Here is a 16662-nt window from a genome sequence, read left to right as displayed (position 1 = left end):
TAGCGGTTGTCAGCGACCTTCTCTTTTTCCCGTCGCGCTGAGTCAGGCTGTTTAATGGTCTGAAACCCAATTTGTTTCTGTGTGCCCACCCGAACTGTCCGATATTTTTAAGCATTGGGAGTCCCGGTCATGCTGAGCGCATTTCAACTGGAAAATAATCGACTGACCCGGCTGGAAGTCGAAGAGTCACAAACCCTGATTGATGCCGTATGGGTCGATTTGGTCGAACCGGACGACGACGAGCGACTGCGCGTACAATCTGAACTGGGCCAAAGCCTGGCGACACGTCCTGAACTGGAAGACATCGAAGCATCCGCGCGTTTCTTTGAAGACGAAGACGGGCTGCACATCCACTCCTTTTTCTTTTTCGAAGATGCGGAAGACCACGCCGGTAACTCCACGGTGGCATTCACCATTCGCGATGGCCGCCTGTTTACGCTGCGTGAACGCGAACTGCCCGCTTTCCGTTTGTACCGTATGCGCGCCCGTAACCAGGCGATGGTGGACGGCAATGCCTATGAATTACTGCTCGACCTGTTTGAAACCAAAATCGAACAGCTGGCGGATGAAATTGAAAACATCTACAGCGATCTGGAAGAACTGAGCCGAGTGATCATGGAAGGGCATCAGGGCGATGAATATGACGAAGCGCTCTCCACGCTGGCGGAACTGGAAGATATCGGCTGGAAAGTTCGCTTATGTCTGATGGATACCCAGCGCGCGCTCAACTTCCTGGTGCGCAAGGCGCGTCTTCCGGGGGGGCAACTGGAGCAGGCGCGTGAGATCCTGCGCGATATCGAGTCCCTGCTGCCGCACAACGAATCCCTGTTCCAGAAGGTGAACTTCCTGATGCAGGCGGCGATGGGCTTCATCAACATCGAGCAGAACCGCATTATCAAGATCTTCTCGGTGGTATCTGTAGTGTTCCTGCCGCCGACGCTGGTGGCGTCCAGCTATGGGATGAACTTTGAGTTTATGCCGGAGCTGAAGTGGAGCTTTGGTTACCCTGGCGCGATTATCTTTATGATCCTTGCGGGTCTGGCGCCGTATTTGTACTTCAAGCGTAAGAACTGGCTGTAATATTGCGCCCGGTGGCGCGTCGCTTACCGGGCCTACCGATCCCGTAGGCCGGATAAGCGTAGCGCCATCCGGCACGCTTTTATCCTCGAACTTTGCGTCTTTGTGTATAAATCGCATCCATCACAAAAATCGCCAGCGCCACCCAAATAAAGGCGAACGTCACCATCTTATCGGCGCCCGGTATTTCTCCATAGAACGTCACGGCCAGCAGGAACATCAGGGTTGGGCCAATGTACTGGAAAAAACCCAGCGTGGAGAGGCGCAGGCGCGTCGCCGCCCCGGTAAAGCACAGCAGCGGTACCGTGGTGACGATACCTGCCGCAATCAGCAACAGATTCAGCGACAGCGGATTCTGCCCCATATGGCTGGTTGGGCTATCCGCGATGCCAAACAGATAAATCGCGGCGACCGGCAATAGCCACAGCGTTTCGATCAGCATCCCCGTTTGTGCTTCAACCGCAATCTTCTTACGTACCAGGCCGTAAAACGCAAAGCTAAACGCCAGCCCCAGTGCGATGATCGGCAGAGAGCCGAAGGTCCAGAGCTGCACCAGTACGCCGCAGGCCGCCAGAATCACCGCCAGCCACTGCATACGACGGAAGCGCTCGCCGAGGAACAGCATTCCCAGCAGAATGTTAACCAGCGGGTTAATAAAATACCCGAGGCTGGCTTCCAGCATATGGTGGTTATTGACCGCCCAAATAAAGAGCAGCCAGTTTCCACCGATCAGCACGGCTGATAGCGCCAGCATGAAAATTTTCTTCGGCGTTTGCAGCAGCGTTTTAACGCCGGACCACTGGCGGCTGATGCTCATCAGCGCGATCATAAAGAAAAATGACCAGATCACGCGGTGCGTCAGGATCTCGTCTGCGGGCACGTAGTAAATCAGTTTGAAGTACGCGGGTGCGATGCCCCAAATAAAATAGGCGGCAAGAGCGAGTAACACGCCCTGCCGCGTTTGCTTAGCATCCATCGGGAAAACTCATATCAGAAATGTAACAACAGTTTACCTGTTTTTATCCCACCATATAAGTTGCGGTCGCACTGGCAATGTAAAGCTGTTCTTCGTTGTGCAGTTCCACACGCGCCACAGCAACTTTATTGCCCGCGCGCAACAGGCTGCTGGTGGCGGTAAAGCGGTTGCCTCTGCCCGGGCGCAGGTAGTCAACGCGCAGATCGATAGTTCCCATACGCGACATGCGCTGGCGTAGCTCGTCTTCGCTGATGGTCTCATGGCGGGTCAGCGTGCTGCCCACGCACACCAGTCCGGCGGCGACGTCCAGCGCGGAGGCGATCACTCCGCCGTGTAAAATACTTTGCGCCCAGTTGCCTACCATCATCGGCTGATTGTTAAAGGCCAGTTGGGCAAACTCCTTTTCATAGCGTTCCAGCTCCAGTCCTAATGCCCGGTTAAAAGGCATATGGTAAACAAACATCTCGCCCACCAGTTTCAGGGCCTGCTCAGCGGTAAGTACGGAAGACATACGATCCAGACACTCCATTGGTTAATGAAATGTTGATATTATGCTTCTTATTTGTTGTTTTCTACTTTAAGAGAGGATAACTAAACAGGGATTAAGTAAGTATGTAGAATGGCTGGCAGATAATTATACCATTCAACACTTATTGCGTTCAGGAGAACACGACCGATGCGGGCGATTTTGGGTTGGTTATTACCAGCAGCAATGATGCCATTGGCTGTATATGCGCAGGAAGCGACAGTGAAAGAAATTCATGACGCGCCTGCGGTACAGGGCAGTATTATCGCAAACATGTTGCAGGTGCATGATAATCCCTTCACGCTTTATCCTTATGATACGAACTACCTGATCTACACCAATACCAGCGATCTGAACAAAGAAGCGATCAGCTCTTATAACTGGTCTGAAAACGCGCGCAAAGACGAAGTGAAGTTTCAGCTGAGCCTGGCCTTCCCGTTCTGGCGTGGGATTGTTGGGCCAAACTCGGTGCTGGGGGCGTCGTACACGCAGAAATCCTGGTGGCAGTTGTCCAACAGCGAAGAGTCCTCGCCGTTTCGTGAGACTAACTACGAACCGCAGTTGTTCCTCGGCTTTGCCACGGATTACCACTTTGCAGGCTGGACGCTGCGTGATGTGGAGATGGGGTATAACCATAACTCCAACGGGCGTTCCGATCCGACTTCGCGGAGCTGGAACCGCCTGTATACGCGTCTGATGGCGCAAAACGGTAACTGGCTGATGGAAGTGAAACCGTGGTACGTCGTTGGCGGCACCGGCGATAACCCCGATATCACTAAATATATGGGCTACTATCAGCTTAAAATCGGCTATCACCTGGGAGATGCGGTGCTGAGCGCGAAGGGCCAGTACAACTGGAATACCGGTTACGGCGGGGCGGAAGTGGGGTTAAGTTACCCGATGACGAAACATGTGCGTCTCTATACCCAGGTATACAGCGGCTATGGCGAATCGTTAATCGACTATAACTTTAATCAGACGCGTGTCGGCGTGGGTGTTATGCTGAATGACATATTCTGATCTGCGCAATGATTGTGTTTAAAACATTGCAGTTTCTTTCGCAGGCGCTGAAAATAGCGCCTGTTTTTATTTCAGGCAAACGGGGTTAATGTGGCGCAGGCGGAAGTGTTGAATCTGGAATTGGGGGCTAAACAGGTTTTACAGGAAACCTTTGGCTACCAACAGTTTCGCCCAGGCCAGGAAGAGATCATTGAGACGGTCGTCTCGGGTCGTGATTGCCTGGTCGTCATGCCGACCGGCGGCGGCAAATCCCTGTGTTACCAGATTCCAGCCTTACTGCTTAACGGACTCACCGTTGTCGTTTCGCCGCTTATCTCCCTGATGAAAGATCAGGTCGACCAGCTGCTGGCAAACGGCGTGGCGGCGGCGTGCCTGAACTCGACGCAGAGCCGTGAACAGCAGCATGAGGTGATGGCCGGTTGCCGAACCGGGCTGGTTCGCCTGCTGTATATTGCGCCGGAGCGCCTGATGCTGGATAACTTCCTTGAGCATCTGGCACACTGGAATCCGGTCTTACTGGCCGTTGATGAAGCGCACTGTATCTCGCAGTGGGGGCATGACTTCCGCCCGGAATACGCCGCGCTCGGTCAGCTCCGCCAGCGTTTTCCTTCCCTGCCGTTTATGGCGTTGACCGCCACCGCAGATGACACCACCCGACTGGATATTGTTCGCCTGCTGGGGCTGAACGATCCGTTAATCCAGATCAGCAGCTTTGACCGTCCGAACATTCGCTACATGCTGATGGAGAAATTTAAGCCGCTCGATCAACTGATGCGCTATGTGCAGGAACAGCGCGGCAAGTCCGGTATCATCTACTGTAACAGCCGGGCGAAGGTAGAGGACACCGCCGCACGTCTGCAAAGTCGCGGCATCAGCGCGGCGGCGTATCATGCCGGTCTGGAAAATAACGTGCGCGCCGATGTGCAGGAGAAGTTCCAGCGCGACGATCTGCAAATCGTCGTGGCGACCGTCGCATTTGGTATGGGCATTAACAAACCTAACGTGCGTTTTGTGGTGCATTTCGATATTCCCCGCAACATTGAATCCTACTATCAGGAAACCGGCCGCGCCGGGCGTGACGGCCTGCCCGCAGAGGCGATGCTGTTCTACGATCCGGCTGATATGGCGTGGCTGCGCCGCTGTCTGGAGGAGAAACCCGCCGGGCAGCTACAGGATATTGAACGGCATAAGCTGAACGCGATGGGGGCGTTTGCCGAAGCGCAGACCTGTCGTCGTCTGGTGCTGCTGAACTACTTTGGCGAAGGTCGGCAGGAACCCTGCGGCAACTGCGATATTTGCCTCGACCCGCCAAAACAGTACGACGGCCTGATGGATGCGCGTAAAGCCCTGTCGACGATTTATCGCGTTAATCAGCGTTTTGGTATGGGCTATGTGGTGGAAGTATTGCGCGGCGCGAACAATCAGCGTATCCGCGATTTAGCTCATGACAAATTGCCGGTGTACGGCATTGGTCGCGATCAGAGCCATGAGCACTGGGTCAGCGTGATTCGTCAGCTTATTCATCTGGGTATGGTTACGCAGAATATTGCCCAACATTCGGCGTTGCAGTTAACCGAAGCGGCGCGTCCGGTGCTGCGTGGCGAAGTGCCGTTGCAGCTTGCCGTGCCGCGTATCGTCGCGTTGAAGCCGCGAGTGATGCAGAAATCCTTCGGCGGCAATTACGATCGCAAACTGTTCGCCAAACTGCGCAAATTGCGTAAGGCCATTGCCGATGAAGAGAATATCCCGCCGTATGTCGTCTTTAACGATGCGACGCTGATTGAAATGGCCGAACAGATGCCGGTTTCGCCGAGCGAAATGCTGAGCGTTAACGGCGTCGGCATGCGCAAGCTGGAGCGTTTCGGTAAAGAGTTTATGGCGCTGATCCGCGCGCATGTCGATGGTGACGACGAAGAGTAGTCAGCCAGGTAAAAAAGTGCCAGGATGGTGACTCGGTAAACTATTCCCCCGCGAGTCATTTTTATGTTGATGCTATTTCTCACCGTAGCGATGGTGCATATCGTTGCGTTAATGAGTCCTGGACCGGACTTTTTCTTTGTCTCTCAAACCGCCGTGAGCCGCTCGCGCAAGGAAGCGATGATGGGCGTGCTGGGCATTACCTGCGGCGTCATGGTTTGGGCGGGCGTTGCGTTGCTCGGCCTGCATCTGATTATCGAGAAAATGGCCTGGCTGCATACCATCATTATGGTGGGTGGTGGTTTGTACCTGTGCTGGATGGGCTATCAGATGCTGCGTGGCGCGCTGAAAAAACAGGACGTCGCCGCGCCTGCGCCGCAGATTGAACTGGCGCAAAGCGGTCGTAGCTTTGTGAAAGGTTTGCTGACGAACCTGGCGAACCCGAAAGCGATCATCTATTTCGGATCGGTCTTTTCACTGTTCGTTGGCGATAACGTCGGCGTAGCCGCGCGCTGGGGCATTTTCGCGTTGATTATCGTGGAAACGCTGGCCTGGTTTACCGTAGTCGCCAGCCTGTTCGCGCTACCGAAAATGCGTCGCGGTTATCAGCGTCTGGCGAAGTGGATCGACGGTTTTGCCGGTGCGTTGTTTGCCGGTTTCGGCATTCACCTGATTATTTCGCGTTAATTATCGTAGGCCGGATAAGCGTTAGCGCCATCCGGCAATTTCTCAGGCATGCCTTGCTGACGCCAGCAGCGCACCCACCAGCATAAACAGCGAACCAAATACCTTATTCAACGCCTTCATTTGCTTCGGCCCTTTAATCCAGCCTGCGATACGTGTCGCCAGCGTCGCGTAACCGATCATCACAATGATATCAACGACAATGGTTGTGATGCCGAGCACAACGTACTGCATCAGCTGCGGCTCCTGCGGCTTGATAAACTGCGGAAATAGCGCGGCGAGAAAAACAATGCTCTTTGGGTTGGTCAGGTTTACAAATACCGCGCGCCTGAACAGACGGCTTCGGGACTGCGCGTGCGCCAGCGTGTTGAGATCGATGGCGCCTGCGGCACGCCATTGCTGGATACCCAGCCAGATCAGATAAGCGGCGCCCGCCCATTTCAGGACTTCGAATGCGACGACGGAACGTGAAAACAGCGTCCCCAGGCCCACGCCAACCAGCACGATGTGTATGCCAAGCCCGGTCTGCAAACCCGCAATAGACGCCGTTGCGCCGCGATAACCGTGGCTGATTGCCGTGGTCATGGTATTGATGGCGCCGGAGCCGGGAGAAAGGCTCAAAATAATGGATGTCAGCAGATAAGCGAACCACCATTCGAAGGTCATGAGGAACTCCCTGATTGTCTGTTTTTATGCCACAATACCCTACTGTCGCTGTATTGTGTCAGGCATCATAAAGAAAACGATTTTTACCTGGTAAACGAGGCTGGATACCCGATGTTTCAGCAGCAAAAGGACTGGGAAACGAGAGAAAACGCGTTCGCTGCTTTTTCTATGGGGCCACTGACAGATTTCTGGCGTCAGCGGGAAGAAGCAGAATTCACGGGCGTGGACGACGTTCCCGTACACTTTGTCCGCTTTCACGCAAAGAAAAACGATCGTGTCATCGTCATCTGTCCAGGTCGCATTGAAAGCTACGTAAAGTATGCCGAACTGGCGTATGACCTGTTCCATCTTGGTTTTGATGTCCTCATCATCGACCACCGTGGGCAAGGGCGCTCCGGGCGTTTGCTGTCGGATACGCACCGTGGTCATGTGGTCAATTTTAACGATTATGTCGATGACTTAACCGCATTCTGGCAGCAGGAAGTGCAATCGGGGCCGTGGCGGAAACGCTATATTCTGGCGCACTCTATGGGGGGCGCTATCGCCACGCTGTTCCTGCAACGCAACGCCGTCCAGTGTGATGCCATCGCGCTTTGCGCGCCGATGTTTGGTATCGTGATGCGCTTACCGGAGTGGATGGTGCGCCACATTCTTGACTGGGCCGAGGGGCATCAGCGAATCCGTGAAGGGTATGCCATTGGCACCGGGCGCTGGCGAGCGCTGCCTTTTAGTATGAATGTGCTAACGCACAGTCGGCAGCGCTATCGGCGCAATTTACGTTTCTATGCCGATGAACCCCGGCTGCGCGTCGGGGGGCCGACTTACCACTGGGTGCGTGAAGGTATTCTGGCCGGTGAGCAGGCTCTGGCGGGGGCGGGTGATGACGCAACCCCTGTACTACTCGTTCAGGCTGAGGAAGAGCGTGTGGTGGATAACCGCGCGCATGACCGTTTTTGTGAAATCCGCGCCGCAGCGGGCCATCCTGTAGAGGGAGAGCGACCGCTTGTCATAAAAGGCGCGTACCATGAGATCCTTTTTGAAAAGGACGCAATGCGCTCAGTCGCGCTTAACGCCATTGTCGAATTTTTCGACAGGCATAACTAATTCATCCAGCGGAAACCGCTTTGCCTTGAGGTTTAATTTTCTTATGTATCAGGTTGTTGCGTCTGATTTAGATGGTACGCTGCTCTCTCCCGATCACACGTTGTCCCCTTACGCGAAAGAGACGCTGAAATTATTGACCGCCTGTGGCGTGAATTTTGTGTTCGCGACTGGCCGCCACCACGTCGATGTGGGGCAAATCCGCGATAATCTTGAGATTAAGTCTTACATGATTACCTCCAACGGCGCGCGCGTGCATGACACCGACGGGAACCTGGTGTTCACCCACAACCTTGACCGCGACATCGCCAGCGATCTGTTTGGCGTAGTGAATGCAAGCCCGGATATCGTGACTAACGTCTATCGCGATGATGAGTGGTTTATGAACCGCCACCGCCCGGATGAAATGCGTTTTTTCAAAGAAGCGGTATTTCACTATTCGCTGTTCGAACCGGCGATGCTGGAGCCTGAAGGGGTCAGCAAAGTGTTCTTCACCAGCGATGCGCATGAAAAACTACTGCCGCTGGAGCAGGCGATTAACGCACGCTGGGGCGATCGCGTGAACGTCAGTTTCTCTACGCTGACCTGTCTGGAAGTGATGGCGGGAGGCGTGTCGAAAGGGCATGCGCTGGAAGCCGTCTCGAAAGCGATGGGTTACAAATTGCAGGATTGCATTGCGTTTGGCGATGGTATGAACGACGCGGAAATGCTCTCGATGGCGGGGAAAGGCTGCATTATGGGCAATGCCCATCAGCGCCTGAAAGATCTGCATCCGGGTCTGGAAATCATTGGCATCAATGCTGACGATGCCGTACCGCATTATCTGCGTAAGCTCTTTTTGCGGTAATGCGATTGCTCTTTAGTTGACCAGTTGTCAACTAAACTCTCCGCTACAATGGGTGCCCCTTATTCAAAGAGACATCCATTGTGGCGCTACTCATCATTACCACTATCCTGTGGGCCTTCTCCTTTAGCCTGTTCGGCGAGTATCTCGCGGGTCATGTTGATAGCTATTTTGCAGTGCTGGTGCGTGTTGGGCTGGCAGCGCTGGTGTTTCTCCCGTTTCTGCGTACCCGTGGGCATAGCGTAAAAACCATTGGCCTGTATATGCTGGTGGGAGCGATGCAGCTTGGCATTATGTATATGCTGAGTTTCCGCGCCTATCTTTATCTGACGGTCTCCGAACTGCTGCTGTTTACCGTCCTCACGCCGCTTTATATCACGCTGATTTATGATTTGATGAGCAAGCGTCGCCTGCGCTGGGGTTATGCCTTCAGCGCGTTGCTGGCGGTCATCGGCGCTGGGATTATTCGTTACGACCAGGTTACCGATCATTTCTGGACGGGGTTACTGCTGGTACAGCTTTCCAATATCAGTTTTGCCATCGGGATGGTGGGCTACAAGCGTCTGATGGAAACCCGGCCTATGCCGCAGCATAACGCGTTCGCCTGGTTTTACGTCGGGGCATTTCTGGTGGCCGTTGTCGCCTGGTCTATGCTGGGGAACGCGCAGAATATGCCGGAAACGACGCTACAGTGGAGCATTCTGATCTTCCTGGGCGTGGCGGCGTCGGGCATCGGCTACTTCATGTGGAACTATGGCGCGACCCAGGTGGATGCCGGTACGTTAGGTATCATGAACAATATGCATGTGCCTGCGGGACTGTTGGTTAATCTGGCGATCTGGCATCAACAGCCCCACTGGCCGAGTTTTATTACAGGCGCGCTTGTGATACTGGCTTCCCTGTGGGTACATCGGAAGTGGGTCGCTCCGCGCTCCGTACAAACGGCAGATGGTCGCATGCGTGGTTCCGCGCCGAGCGAATAAACGCTTCAGTCACCGCCTGACGCTGCTCGCCATCGCGCACCGCAGCGTAGAGGCGGCTCCATAAGCCGTCTCCCAGGGTTTTGGTAACGACCAGCCCCTGGCGTTCGAAACTCTCCACTACCCAGTGCGGCAGGGCGGCAATGCCCATTCTGGCGGCGACCATCTGAATCAGCAGCAGGGTGTTATCCACGTTTTTCAGTGACGGGCTGATGCCGGCGGGTTGCAGGAAATGCCGCCAGACATCCAGTCGGCTGCGCTGTACCGGATAGATCAACAGCGTCTCGCTGGCTAAATCTTCCGGCGTAATCTGCGTCTTACTGGCCAGCGGATGATCGGGCGCCAGCACCAGTCGTACTTCAAAATCGAACATCGGCGAATAGTGCAGCCCGCTGCGCGGCAGGATGTCTGATGTCATCACCAGATCCAGCTCCCCCTGTTGCAACGCGGGCTGGGGATCAAACGTCACGCCGGATTTGAAATCCATCTCAACCTGCGGCCACCTGGCGTGGAAGTTTTCCAGCGCCGGGGTCAGCCACTGAATACAGCTATGACATTCAATCGCAATGCGTAATCGGGTCTGCTGTGGTTCGTTACAGGCCTGTAGGGCGCGGCTAATCTGCGGCAGTACCTGGTTTGCCAGTTGCAGGAGAATTTCCCCCTGTGGCGTAAAACGCAGCGGCTGACTCTTACGGACAAATAACCGGAAGCCAAGGCGCTGTTCCAGATCGCTGAACTGGTGAGACAAGGCGGATTGGGTCTGGTGCAGCGTAGCCGCCGCAGCCGCCAGCGAACCGCTATTCCGCAACGCCTGGAGCGTTTTCAGGTGTTTAATCTCGATCATGAAAGTCCTTCACTTCGGCATGAGTAAATTGCGCTTGAGGAATATACAGTACCTGCCAATTATAGATGTGTAAACATCTGGACGTCTAAAACTCGTCATATTTCGACTTGCAGATGCGTTGGCTTCCTCGCTTACCCCAGTCACTTACTTCAGTAAGCTCCTGGGGATGCGCATCGTTGCCGCCTTCCTGCAAGCCGAACTATTTAGAGTTTTTTATTCAGATTCAATGAAATAAGAGAGGAATAAACATGACAATCCGCAATCACACCCTCGGTTTTCCTCGCGTTGGCCTGCGTCGTGAGTTAAAAAAAGCGCAAGAGAGCTACTGGGCGGGCAACGCCACCCGTGAAGACCTGCTGGCAACTGGACGTGAACTGCGTGCGCGCCACTGGGATCAACAAAAGCAGGCGGGCATCGACCTGCTGCCGGTGGGCGATTTCGCCTGGTACGACCATGTTCTGACCACCAGCCTGTTGCTGGGCAATGTACCGGCTCGTCATCAGAACAGCGACGGCTCGGTGGATATCGACACTCTGTTCCGTATTGGCCGCGGTCGCGCGCCGACCGGTGAGCCGGCTGCGGCGGCGGAAATGACCAAATGGTTTAACACCAACTATCACTATATGGTGCCGGAGTTTGTGAAGGGTCAGCAGTTTAAACTGACCTGGACTCAGCTTCTGGATGAAGTGGACGAAGCGCTGGCGCTGGGTCACAAGGTGAAACCGGTACTGCTGGGGCCTGTAACCTACCTGTGGCTGGGTAAAGTGAAAGGTGAGTCGTTCGACCGTCTGAGCCTGCTGAACGACATTCTGCCGGTCTACAAACAGGTACTGACCGAGCTGGCGAAACGCGGCGTTGAATGGGTACAGATTGATGAACCTGCGCTGGTGCTGGAACTGCCGCAGGAATGGCTGGATGCTTACAAGCCTGCGTATGATGCGCTGCAAGGCCAGGTGAAGCTGCTGCTGACGACCTATTTTGAAGGCGTCACGCCGAATCTGGATACCATCGCCGCGCTGCCAGTGCAGGGTCTGCATGTTGATCTGGTACACGGTAAAGATGACGTTGCCGAACTGCACAAGCGTTTGCCGTCTGACTGGCTGCTGTCTGCGGGGCTGGTTAACGGTCGCAACGTCTGGCGCGCCGATCTTACGGAAAAATATGCGCAAATTAAGGACATTGTCGGCAAACGCGACCTGTGGGTGGCCTCGTCCTGTTCTCTGCTGCACAGCCCGATCGACCTGAGCGTCGAAACCCGTCTGGATGCGGAAGTGAAAAGCTGGTTTGCTTTCGCGCTGCAAAAATGCGATGAGCTGGCGCTGCTGCGCGATGCGCTGAACAGCGGCGACACGGCAAAACTTGAAGCGTGGAGCGCGCCGATTCAGGCTCGTCGCCACTCCACCCGCGTGCACAACGCGGCGGTGGAGAAACGTCTGGCGGCGATTACCGCCCAGGACAGCCAGCGTGCCAGCCCTTATGCCGCACGTGCCCAGGCGCAGCGTAACCGTTTTAACCTGCCGTCATGGCCGACCACCACGATCGGCTCATTCCCGCAGACGACGGAAATCCGCGGCCTGCGTCTGGACTTCAAAAAGGGCAACCTTGATGCGAATCACTACCGTACCGGCATCGCTGAACACATCAAACAGGCGATCGTTGAGCAGGAGCGTTTAGGTTTAGACGTACTGGTACACGGTGAAGCTGAGCGTAACGACATGGTGGAGTACTTCGGTGAGCATCTGGATGGTTTTGTTTTCACCCAAAATGGCTGGGTGCAGAGCTATGGCTCCCGCTGCGTGAAACCGCCGGTCGTCATTGGCGATGTCAGCCGCCCGGAACCGATCACCGTGGAGTGGGCGAAATACGCGCAGTCCCTGACTGATAAACCGGTGAAAGGGATGCTGACCGGCCCGGTGACGATCCTCTGCTGGTCATTCCCGCGTGAAGATGTGAGCCGTGAAACCATCGCTAAACAGATTGCGCTGGCGCTGCGTGATGAGGTTGCCGATCTGGAAGCGGCGGGAATCGGCATCATTCAGATTGATGAACCGGCACTGCGTGAAGGGCTGCCGCTGCGTCGCAGCGACTGGGATGCTTACCTGCAATGGGGTGTGGAAGCCTTCCGCATCAACGCTGCGGTGGCGAAGGATGATACCCAGATCCATACCCACATGTGTTACTGCGAGTTCAATGACATCATGGATTCTATCGCGGCGCTGGATGCGGACGTGATTACCATTGAAACGTCGCGTTCTGATATGGAGCTGCTGGAATCGTTTGAAGAATTTGAATACCCGAACGAAATCGGGCCGGGCGTCTACGACATTCACTCGCCGAACGTACCGAGCGTCGAGTGGATTGAAGCCCTGCTGAATAAAGCCGCTCAGCGTATTCCGGCGGAACGTCTGTGGGTGAACCCGGACTGCGGCCTGAAAACCCGCGGCTGGCCGGAAACCCGCGCCGCGCTGGCGAACATGGTTAAAGCCGCGCAGAATCTGCGTCAGGCGTAATTCGCTGCTCGGGAAGTGCTAGCGCTTACCCGGGTTACAGGAAATCGCAACTGTTGTAGGCCCGGTAAGGCGTAGCCGCCACCGGGCAATTAACGTTTATTTCTTCCCGCCGTACTGCGCAAACCACTCAAGCATTCTTTGCCAGCCATCTTTCGCCGACTCTTCATGATAGCTCGGACGATAATCCGCATTAAAAGCATGTCCTGCATCCGGGTAAACGACGATCTCCGCTTTGGCGTTTGCTGCGCGCAGCGCCTGCCGCATGGTTTCGACGGTATCCACGGGAATGCCAGTGTCCTGCCCGCCATACAGCCCCAGAACCGGCGCGTTCAGATCGGTCGCGATATCCACCGGGTGTTTGGGCGAGTTCAGGGTTTTGTCCCCGACCAGCTTTCCATACCATGCTACCGCGGCTTTTAACTGTGGATTGTGTGCAGCATACAGCCAGGTAATACGCCCGCCCCAGCAAAAGCCGGTTATCATCAGACGATGCACATCGCCGCCGTTGCGGGAGGCCCAACTGGCGACGTGGTCCAGATCCGCCAGTACCTGAGAGTCCGGTACTTTGGCCACCAGACCGCTTAACAGCGTTGGGATATCGGCAAAATCATTCGGATCGCCTTCGCGGAAATAGAGTTCTGGTGCGATAGCCAGATACCCTTCCAGCGCCAGGCGGCGGCAAACGTCGCGAATATGTTCATGAACGCCAAAGATCTCCTGCACCACAATGACAACGGGTAACGCGCCATCGTTCACTTTTGGCCGCGCGTGCCAGGCGGGCATCTCATCACCCTGAGTAGGAATGGATGTTACGCCTGCGATAATGGCGTCATCCGGGGTGTGAACCGTTGTGGTAGCAAGGGGGGAAGCAGCAGGTGCAAAGCCAGATTGTTGTGTCGTTGTCATGGTATTCTCCGTACCCTTAAGGAAATAGCGCAATGTTAAATATAGACAGCATGCAACAAATCACATTGCCTGAAACAGGCTATCTTTTGTGCAATGGTGCGCGGTATTGATATGTTTATGTGATGTGACTCACTATTTCATGGTAATTCAATGCAATTTATTTACTTCATGGTGATGAGTGTCACGAAACTATTTTTAGCTCTTCGGTAAAGTGTCTTTTTGCTTCTTCTGACAAACCCGATTCACAGAGGAGTTTTTATGTCCAAGTCTGATGTTTTTCATCTCGGCCTCACCAAAAATGATTTACAAGGGGCTACGCTGGCTATCGTCCCTGGCGACCCGGAGCGTGTGGAAAAGATCGCCGCGCTGATGGAAAAGCCGGTTAAGCTGGCATCTCATCGCGAATTCACCACCTGGCGCGCTGAGCTGGATGGTAAAGCTATCATCGTCTGCTCTACCGGTATTGGCGGCCCGTCCACCTCTATTGCGGTAGAAGAACTGGCGCAACTGGGTATTCGTACTTTCCTGCGTATCGGCACCACTGGCGCTATTCAGCCGCATATCAACGTGGGCGATGTGCTGGTCACAACCGCGTCTGTACGTCTGGACGGAGCGAGCCTGCACTTTGCGCCGATGGAGTTCCCGGCCGTCGCCGATTTTGAATGTACGACTGCGCTGGTTGAAGCGGCGAAATCCGTGGGCGCGACCACTCACGTTGGCGTTACCGCCTCTTCTGACACCTTCTATCCGGGTCAGGAACGTTACGACACCTTCTCTGGCCGCGTTGTTCGTCGTTTCAAAGGTTCTATGGAAGAGTGGCAATCGATGGGCGTCATGAACTACGAAATGGAATCCGCCACGCTGCTGACCATGTGCGCGAGCCAGGGTCTGCGTGCCGGTATGGTGGCGGGCGTTATCGTTAACCGCACTCAGCAAGAGATCCCGAATGCGGAAACGATGAAACAGACCGAAAGCCATGCGGTGAAAATTGTCGTGGAAGCGGCGCGTCGTCTGCTGTAATTCTTCCCTTCCCCACGAAAGGCCGACGCGTTCGGCCTTTTCTTTTTGCGTAGCGCCTCGCAGGAAAACCCTTTCAAACTGGACGTTTATACAGCACAATTCTATTTTGTGCGGGTAATTCCTTGATGCAGGGGGCGTGGTGGATATCACAATCATTTTGTATGCCGTGTTGGCGCTGGCAGGTGTGGGGGTAGGCTGGCTGATCGCCAGTTATCAACAGGCGCAGCATAAGGCCGAACAGCTGGCGGAGCGTGAAGAGATTGTGGCGTCGCTCAGCGCTGCAAGACAGCAGGTCGCGCTAAGCGAACACTGGCGCGAGGAGTGTGAACTGCTCAATAACGAACTGCGCAATCTGCGGGATATCAACACCTCGCTGGAAGCGGACCTGCGTGAAGTCACCACGCGGCTGGAGGCCACTCAGCTGCATGCGGAAGATAAAATCCGCCAGATGATCAACAGCGAACAGCGCTTAAGCGAGCAGTTTGAGAACCTTGCCAACCGCATCTTCGAGCAGAGCAACCGCCGGGTTGATGAGCAAAACCGCCAGAGTCTGAATAGCCTGTTAACGCCGCTGCGCGAACAGCTGGATGGCTTCCGTCGCCAGGTGCAGGACAGCTTTGGTCAGGAGGCGCGTGAACGCCACACCCTGGCGCATGAGATCCGCAATCTACAACAGCTGAATGCGCAGATGACGCAGGAAGCGGTGAACCTGACGCGCGCGTTGAAAGGCGATAATAAAACCCAGGGTAACTGGGGAGAAGTGGTGCTGACGCGCGTACTTGAAGCCTCGGGTCTGCGTGAAGGTTATGAGTATGAAACCCAGGTGAGTATTGAAAATGATGCCCGCTCGCGTATGCAGCCGGATGTCATTGTACGTCTGCCGCAAGGGAAGGATGTCGTCATCGACGCCAAAATGACGCTGGTTGCCTATGAGCGCTATTTTAACGCTGAAGATGAGTACACGCGCGAAAGCGCGCTACAGGAGCACATCGCGTCAGTACGTAACCATATTCGCTTACTGGGGCGCAAGGATTACCAGCAGTTGCCGGGGTTACGCACGCTCGACTATGTGCTGATGTTCATTCCTGTCGAGCCTGCGTTTTTACTGGCGCTGGACAGACAGCCCGAACTGATTACCGAAGCGCTTAAAAATAATATTATGCTGGTCAGCCCGACGACGTTGCTGGTGGCGTTGCGTACGATTGCCAACTTATGGCGCTATGAGCATCAAAGCCGTAACGCGCAGCACATCGCAGACAGAGCCAGCAAACTCTACGACAAGATGCGCTTATTTATCGATGACATGTCGTCCATCGGCCAGAGTCTGGACAAAGCGCAGGACAACTACCGGCAAGCCATGAAAAAACTCTCCTCAGGGCGTGGAAATGTGCTGGCGCAGGCGGAGGCTTTTCGTGAGCTGGGGGTAGAAATCAAACGCGAGATAAATCCGGATCTGGTTGAACGTGCGACCTCGCAGGATGAAGAGTATCGTTTACGCGCGGTTCCTGAAGATCAACAGGATACGCCTTGTGCTGACGATGAGCGGGTAAATCAGCAATCGCACTAGTTCATTCGGGGTAGCGGAGCACGG

14 protein-coding genes and 1 pseudogene are annotated in these 16662 nt (G+C 54.9%); 10 read left to right on the top strand and 5 right to left on the bottom strand.

Annotation, left to right across the window (positions count from 1 at the left end):
- The first annotated feature begins 129 nt into the window (after positions 1-129).
- Positions 130-1080 (top strand): magnesium/cobalt transporter CorA, encoded by a 951-nt coding sequence (corA, locus tag OGV67_RS04515; RefSeq protein ID WP_012131160.1) that lies wholly within the window; start codon positions 130-132, stop codon positions 1078-1080.
- Positions 1081-1159: 79 nt separating this feature from the next.
- On the opposite strand, the gene rarD is transcribed toward corA, so the two are convergent.
- Complete coding sequence (gene rarD, locus OGV67_RS04510; protein ID WP_012131161.1) at positions 1160-2053, bottom strand: EamA family transporter RarD; 894 nt, start codon at positions 2051-2053, stop codon at positions 1160-1162.
- A gap of 43 nt (positions 2054-2096) precedes the next feature.
- Positions 2097-2564, bottom strand: coding sequence for an acyl-CoA thioesterase YigI (gene yigI / locus OGV67_RS04505; RefSeq protein ID WP_024130101.1), 468 nt, complete (start codon positions 2562-2564; stop codon positions 2097-2099).
- A gap of 165 nt (positions 2565-2729) precedes the next feature.
- On the opposite strand from yigI, the gene pldA reads away from it, so the two are divergent.
- From pldA to rhtC, 3 genes are all read left to right on the top strand, one after another.
- A complete protein-coding gene (pldA, locus tag OGV67_RS04500) occupies positions 2730-3599 on the top strand; it encodes a phospholipase A (RefSeq protein ID WP_047459983.1) in 870 nt (289 codons plus the stop codon).
- Between the two features lie 90 nt (positions 3600-3689).
- Positions 3690-5519, top strand: coding sequence for an ATP-dependent DNA helicase RecQ (recQ, locus tag OGV67_RS04495; RefSeq protein ID WP_049009841.1), 1830 nt, complete (start codon positions 3690-3692; stop codon positions 5517-5519).
- Positions 5520-5582: 63 nt separating this feature from the next.
- Positions 5583-6203, top strand: coding sequence for a threonine export protein RhtC (rhtC, locus tag OGV67_RS04490; RefSeq protein ID WP_012131165.1), 621 nt, complete (start codon positions 5583-5585; stop codon positions 6201-6203).
- A 42-nt stretch (positions 6204-6245) separates the two neighbouring features.
- Here rhtC and rhtB read toward each other — a convergent pair whose 3' ends face one another.
- The gene (gene rhtB / locus OGV67_RS04485; protein WP_047459975.1) at positions 6246-6866 is read right to left on the bottom strand and encodes a homoserine/homoserine lactone efflux protein; all 621 of its coding nucleotides are present in this window, start codon (positions 6864-6866) and stop codon (positions 6246-6248) included.
- A 111-nt stretch (positions 6867-6977) separates the two neighbouring features.
- Between rhtB and pldB the strand changes: the two are divergent.
- From pldB to OGV67_RS04470, 3 genes and pseudogenes are all read left to right on the top strand, one after another.
- Positions 6978-7967 (top strand): annotated as a pseudogene (gene pldB, locus OGV67_RS04480) (lysophospholipase L2); the annotation flags it as partial.
- A 46-nt stretch (positions 7968-8013) separates the two neighbouring features.
- Positions 8014-8814 carry a sugar/pyridoxal phosphate phosphatase YigL gene (gene yigL, locus OGV67_RS04475; RefSeq protein ID WP_012131170.1) on the top strand — a complete coding sequence of 267 codons (801 nt, stop codon included), beginning with the start codon at positions 8014-8016 and terminating at the stop codon, positions 8812-8814.
- A gap of 80 nt (positions 8815-8894) precedes the next feature.
- Positions 8895-9794, top strand: a complete 900-nt coding sequence (locus tag OGV67_RS04470; RefSeq protein ID WP_012131171.1) for a carboxylate/amino acid/amine transporter — start codon at positions 8895-8897, stop codon at positions 9792-9794.
- Here the strand turns inward: OGV67_RS04470 and metR are convergent.
- Entirely contained in the window at positions 9682-10635 is a 954-nt protein-coding gene (gene metR, locus OGV67_RS04465) for an HTH-type transcriptional regulator MetR (protein WP_012131173.1), read from the bottom strand. The genes OGV67_RS04470 and metR overlap by 113 nt on opposite strands.
- Before the next feature lie 248 nt (positions 10636-10883).
- On the opposite strand from metR, the gene metE reads away from it, so the two are divergent.
- Entirely contained in the window at positions 10884-13145 is a 2262-nt protein-coding gene (gene metE / locus OGV67_RS04460; protein ID WP_115615291.1) for a 5-methyltetrahydropteroyltriglutamate--homocysteine S-methyltransferase, read from the top strand.
- 96 nt (positions 13146-13241) lie between these two features.
- On the opposite strand, the gene OGV67_RS04455 is transcribed toward metE, so the two are convergent.
- Positions 13242-14051: a dienelactone hydrolase family protein gene (locus OGV67_RS04455; protein ID WP_104867956.1), complete on the bottom strand. Its 810-nt coding sequence runs from the start codon at positions 14049-14051 to the stop codon at positions 13242-13244.
- Positions 14052-14309: 258 nt separating this feature from the next.
- Between OGV67_RS04455 and udp the strand changes: the two genes are divergently transcribed.
- Together udp and rmuC are read left to right on the top strand one after the other, a co-directional pair.
- Positions 14310-15071 carry a uridine phosphorylase gene (udp, locus tag OGV67_RS04450; protein WP_012131176.1) on the top strand — a complete coding sequence of 254 codons (762 nt, stop codon included), beginning with the start codon at positions 14310-14312 and terminating at the stop codon, positions 15069-15071.
- Positions 15072-15210: 139 nt separating this feature from the next.
- Positions 15211-16638 carry a DNA recombination protein RmuC gene (rmuC, locus tag OGV67_RS04445; protein ID WP_024130102.1) on the top strand — a complete coding sequence of 476 codons (1428 nt, stop codon included), beginning with the start codon at positions 15211-15213 and terminating at the stop codon, positions 16636-16638.
- The last annotated feature ends 24 nt before the right edge of the window (positions 16639-16662 follow it).

It is taken from the genome of Citrobacter sp. CK188, assembly GCF_030333525.1.
GTDB lineage: Bacteria > Pseudomonadota > Gammaproteobacteria > Enterobacterales > Enterobacteriaceae > Citrobacter_B > Citrobacter_B koseri.
This window is presented reverse-complemented; position numbering and strand designations above follow the sequence as displayed.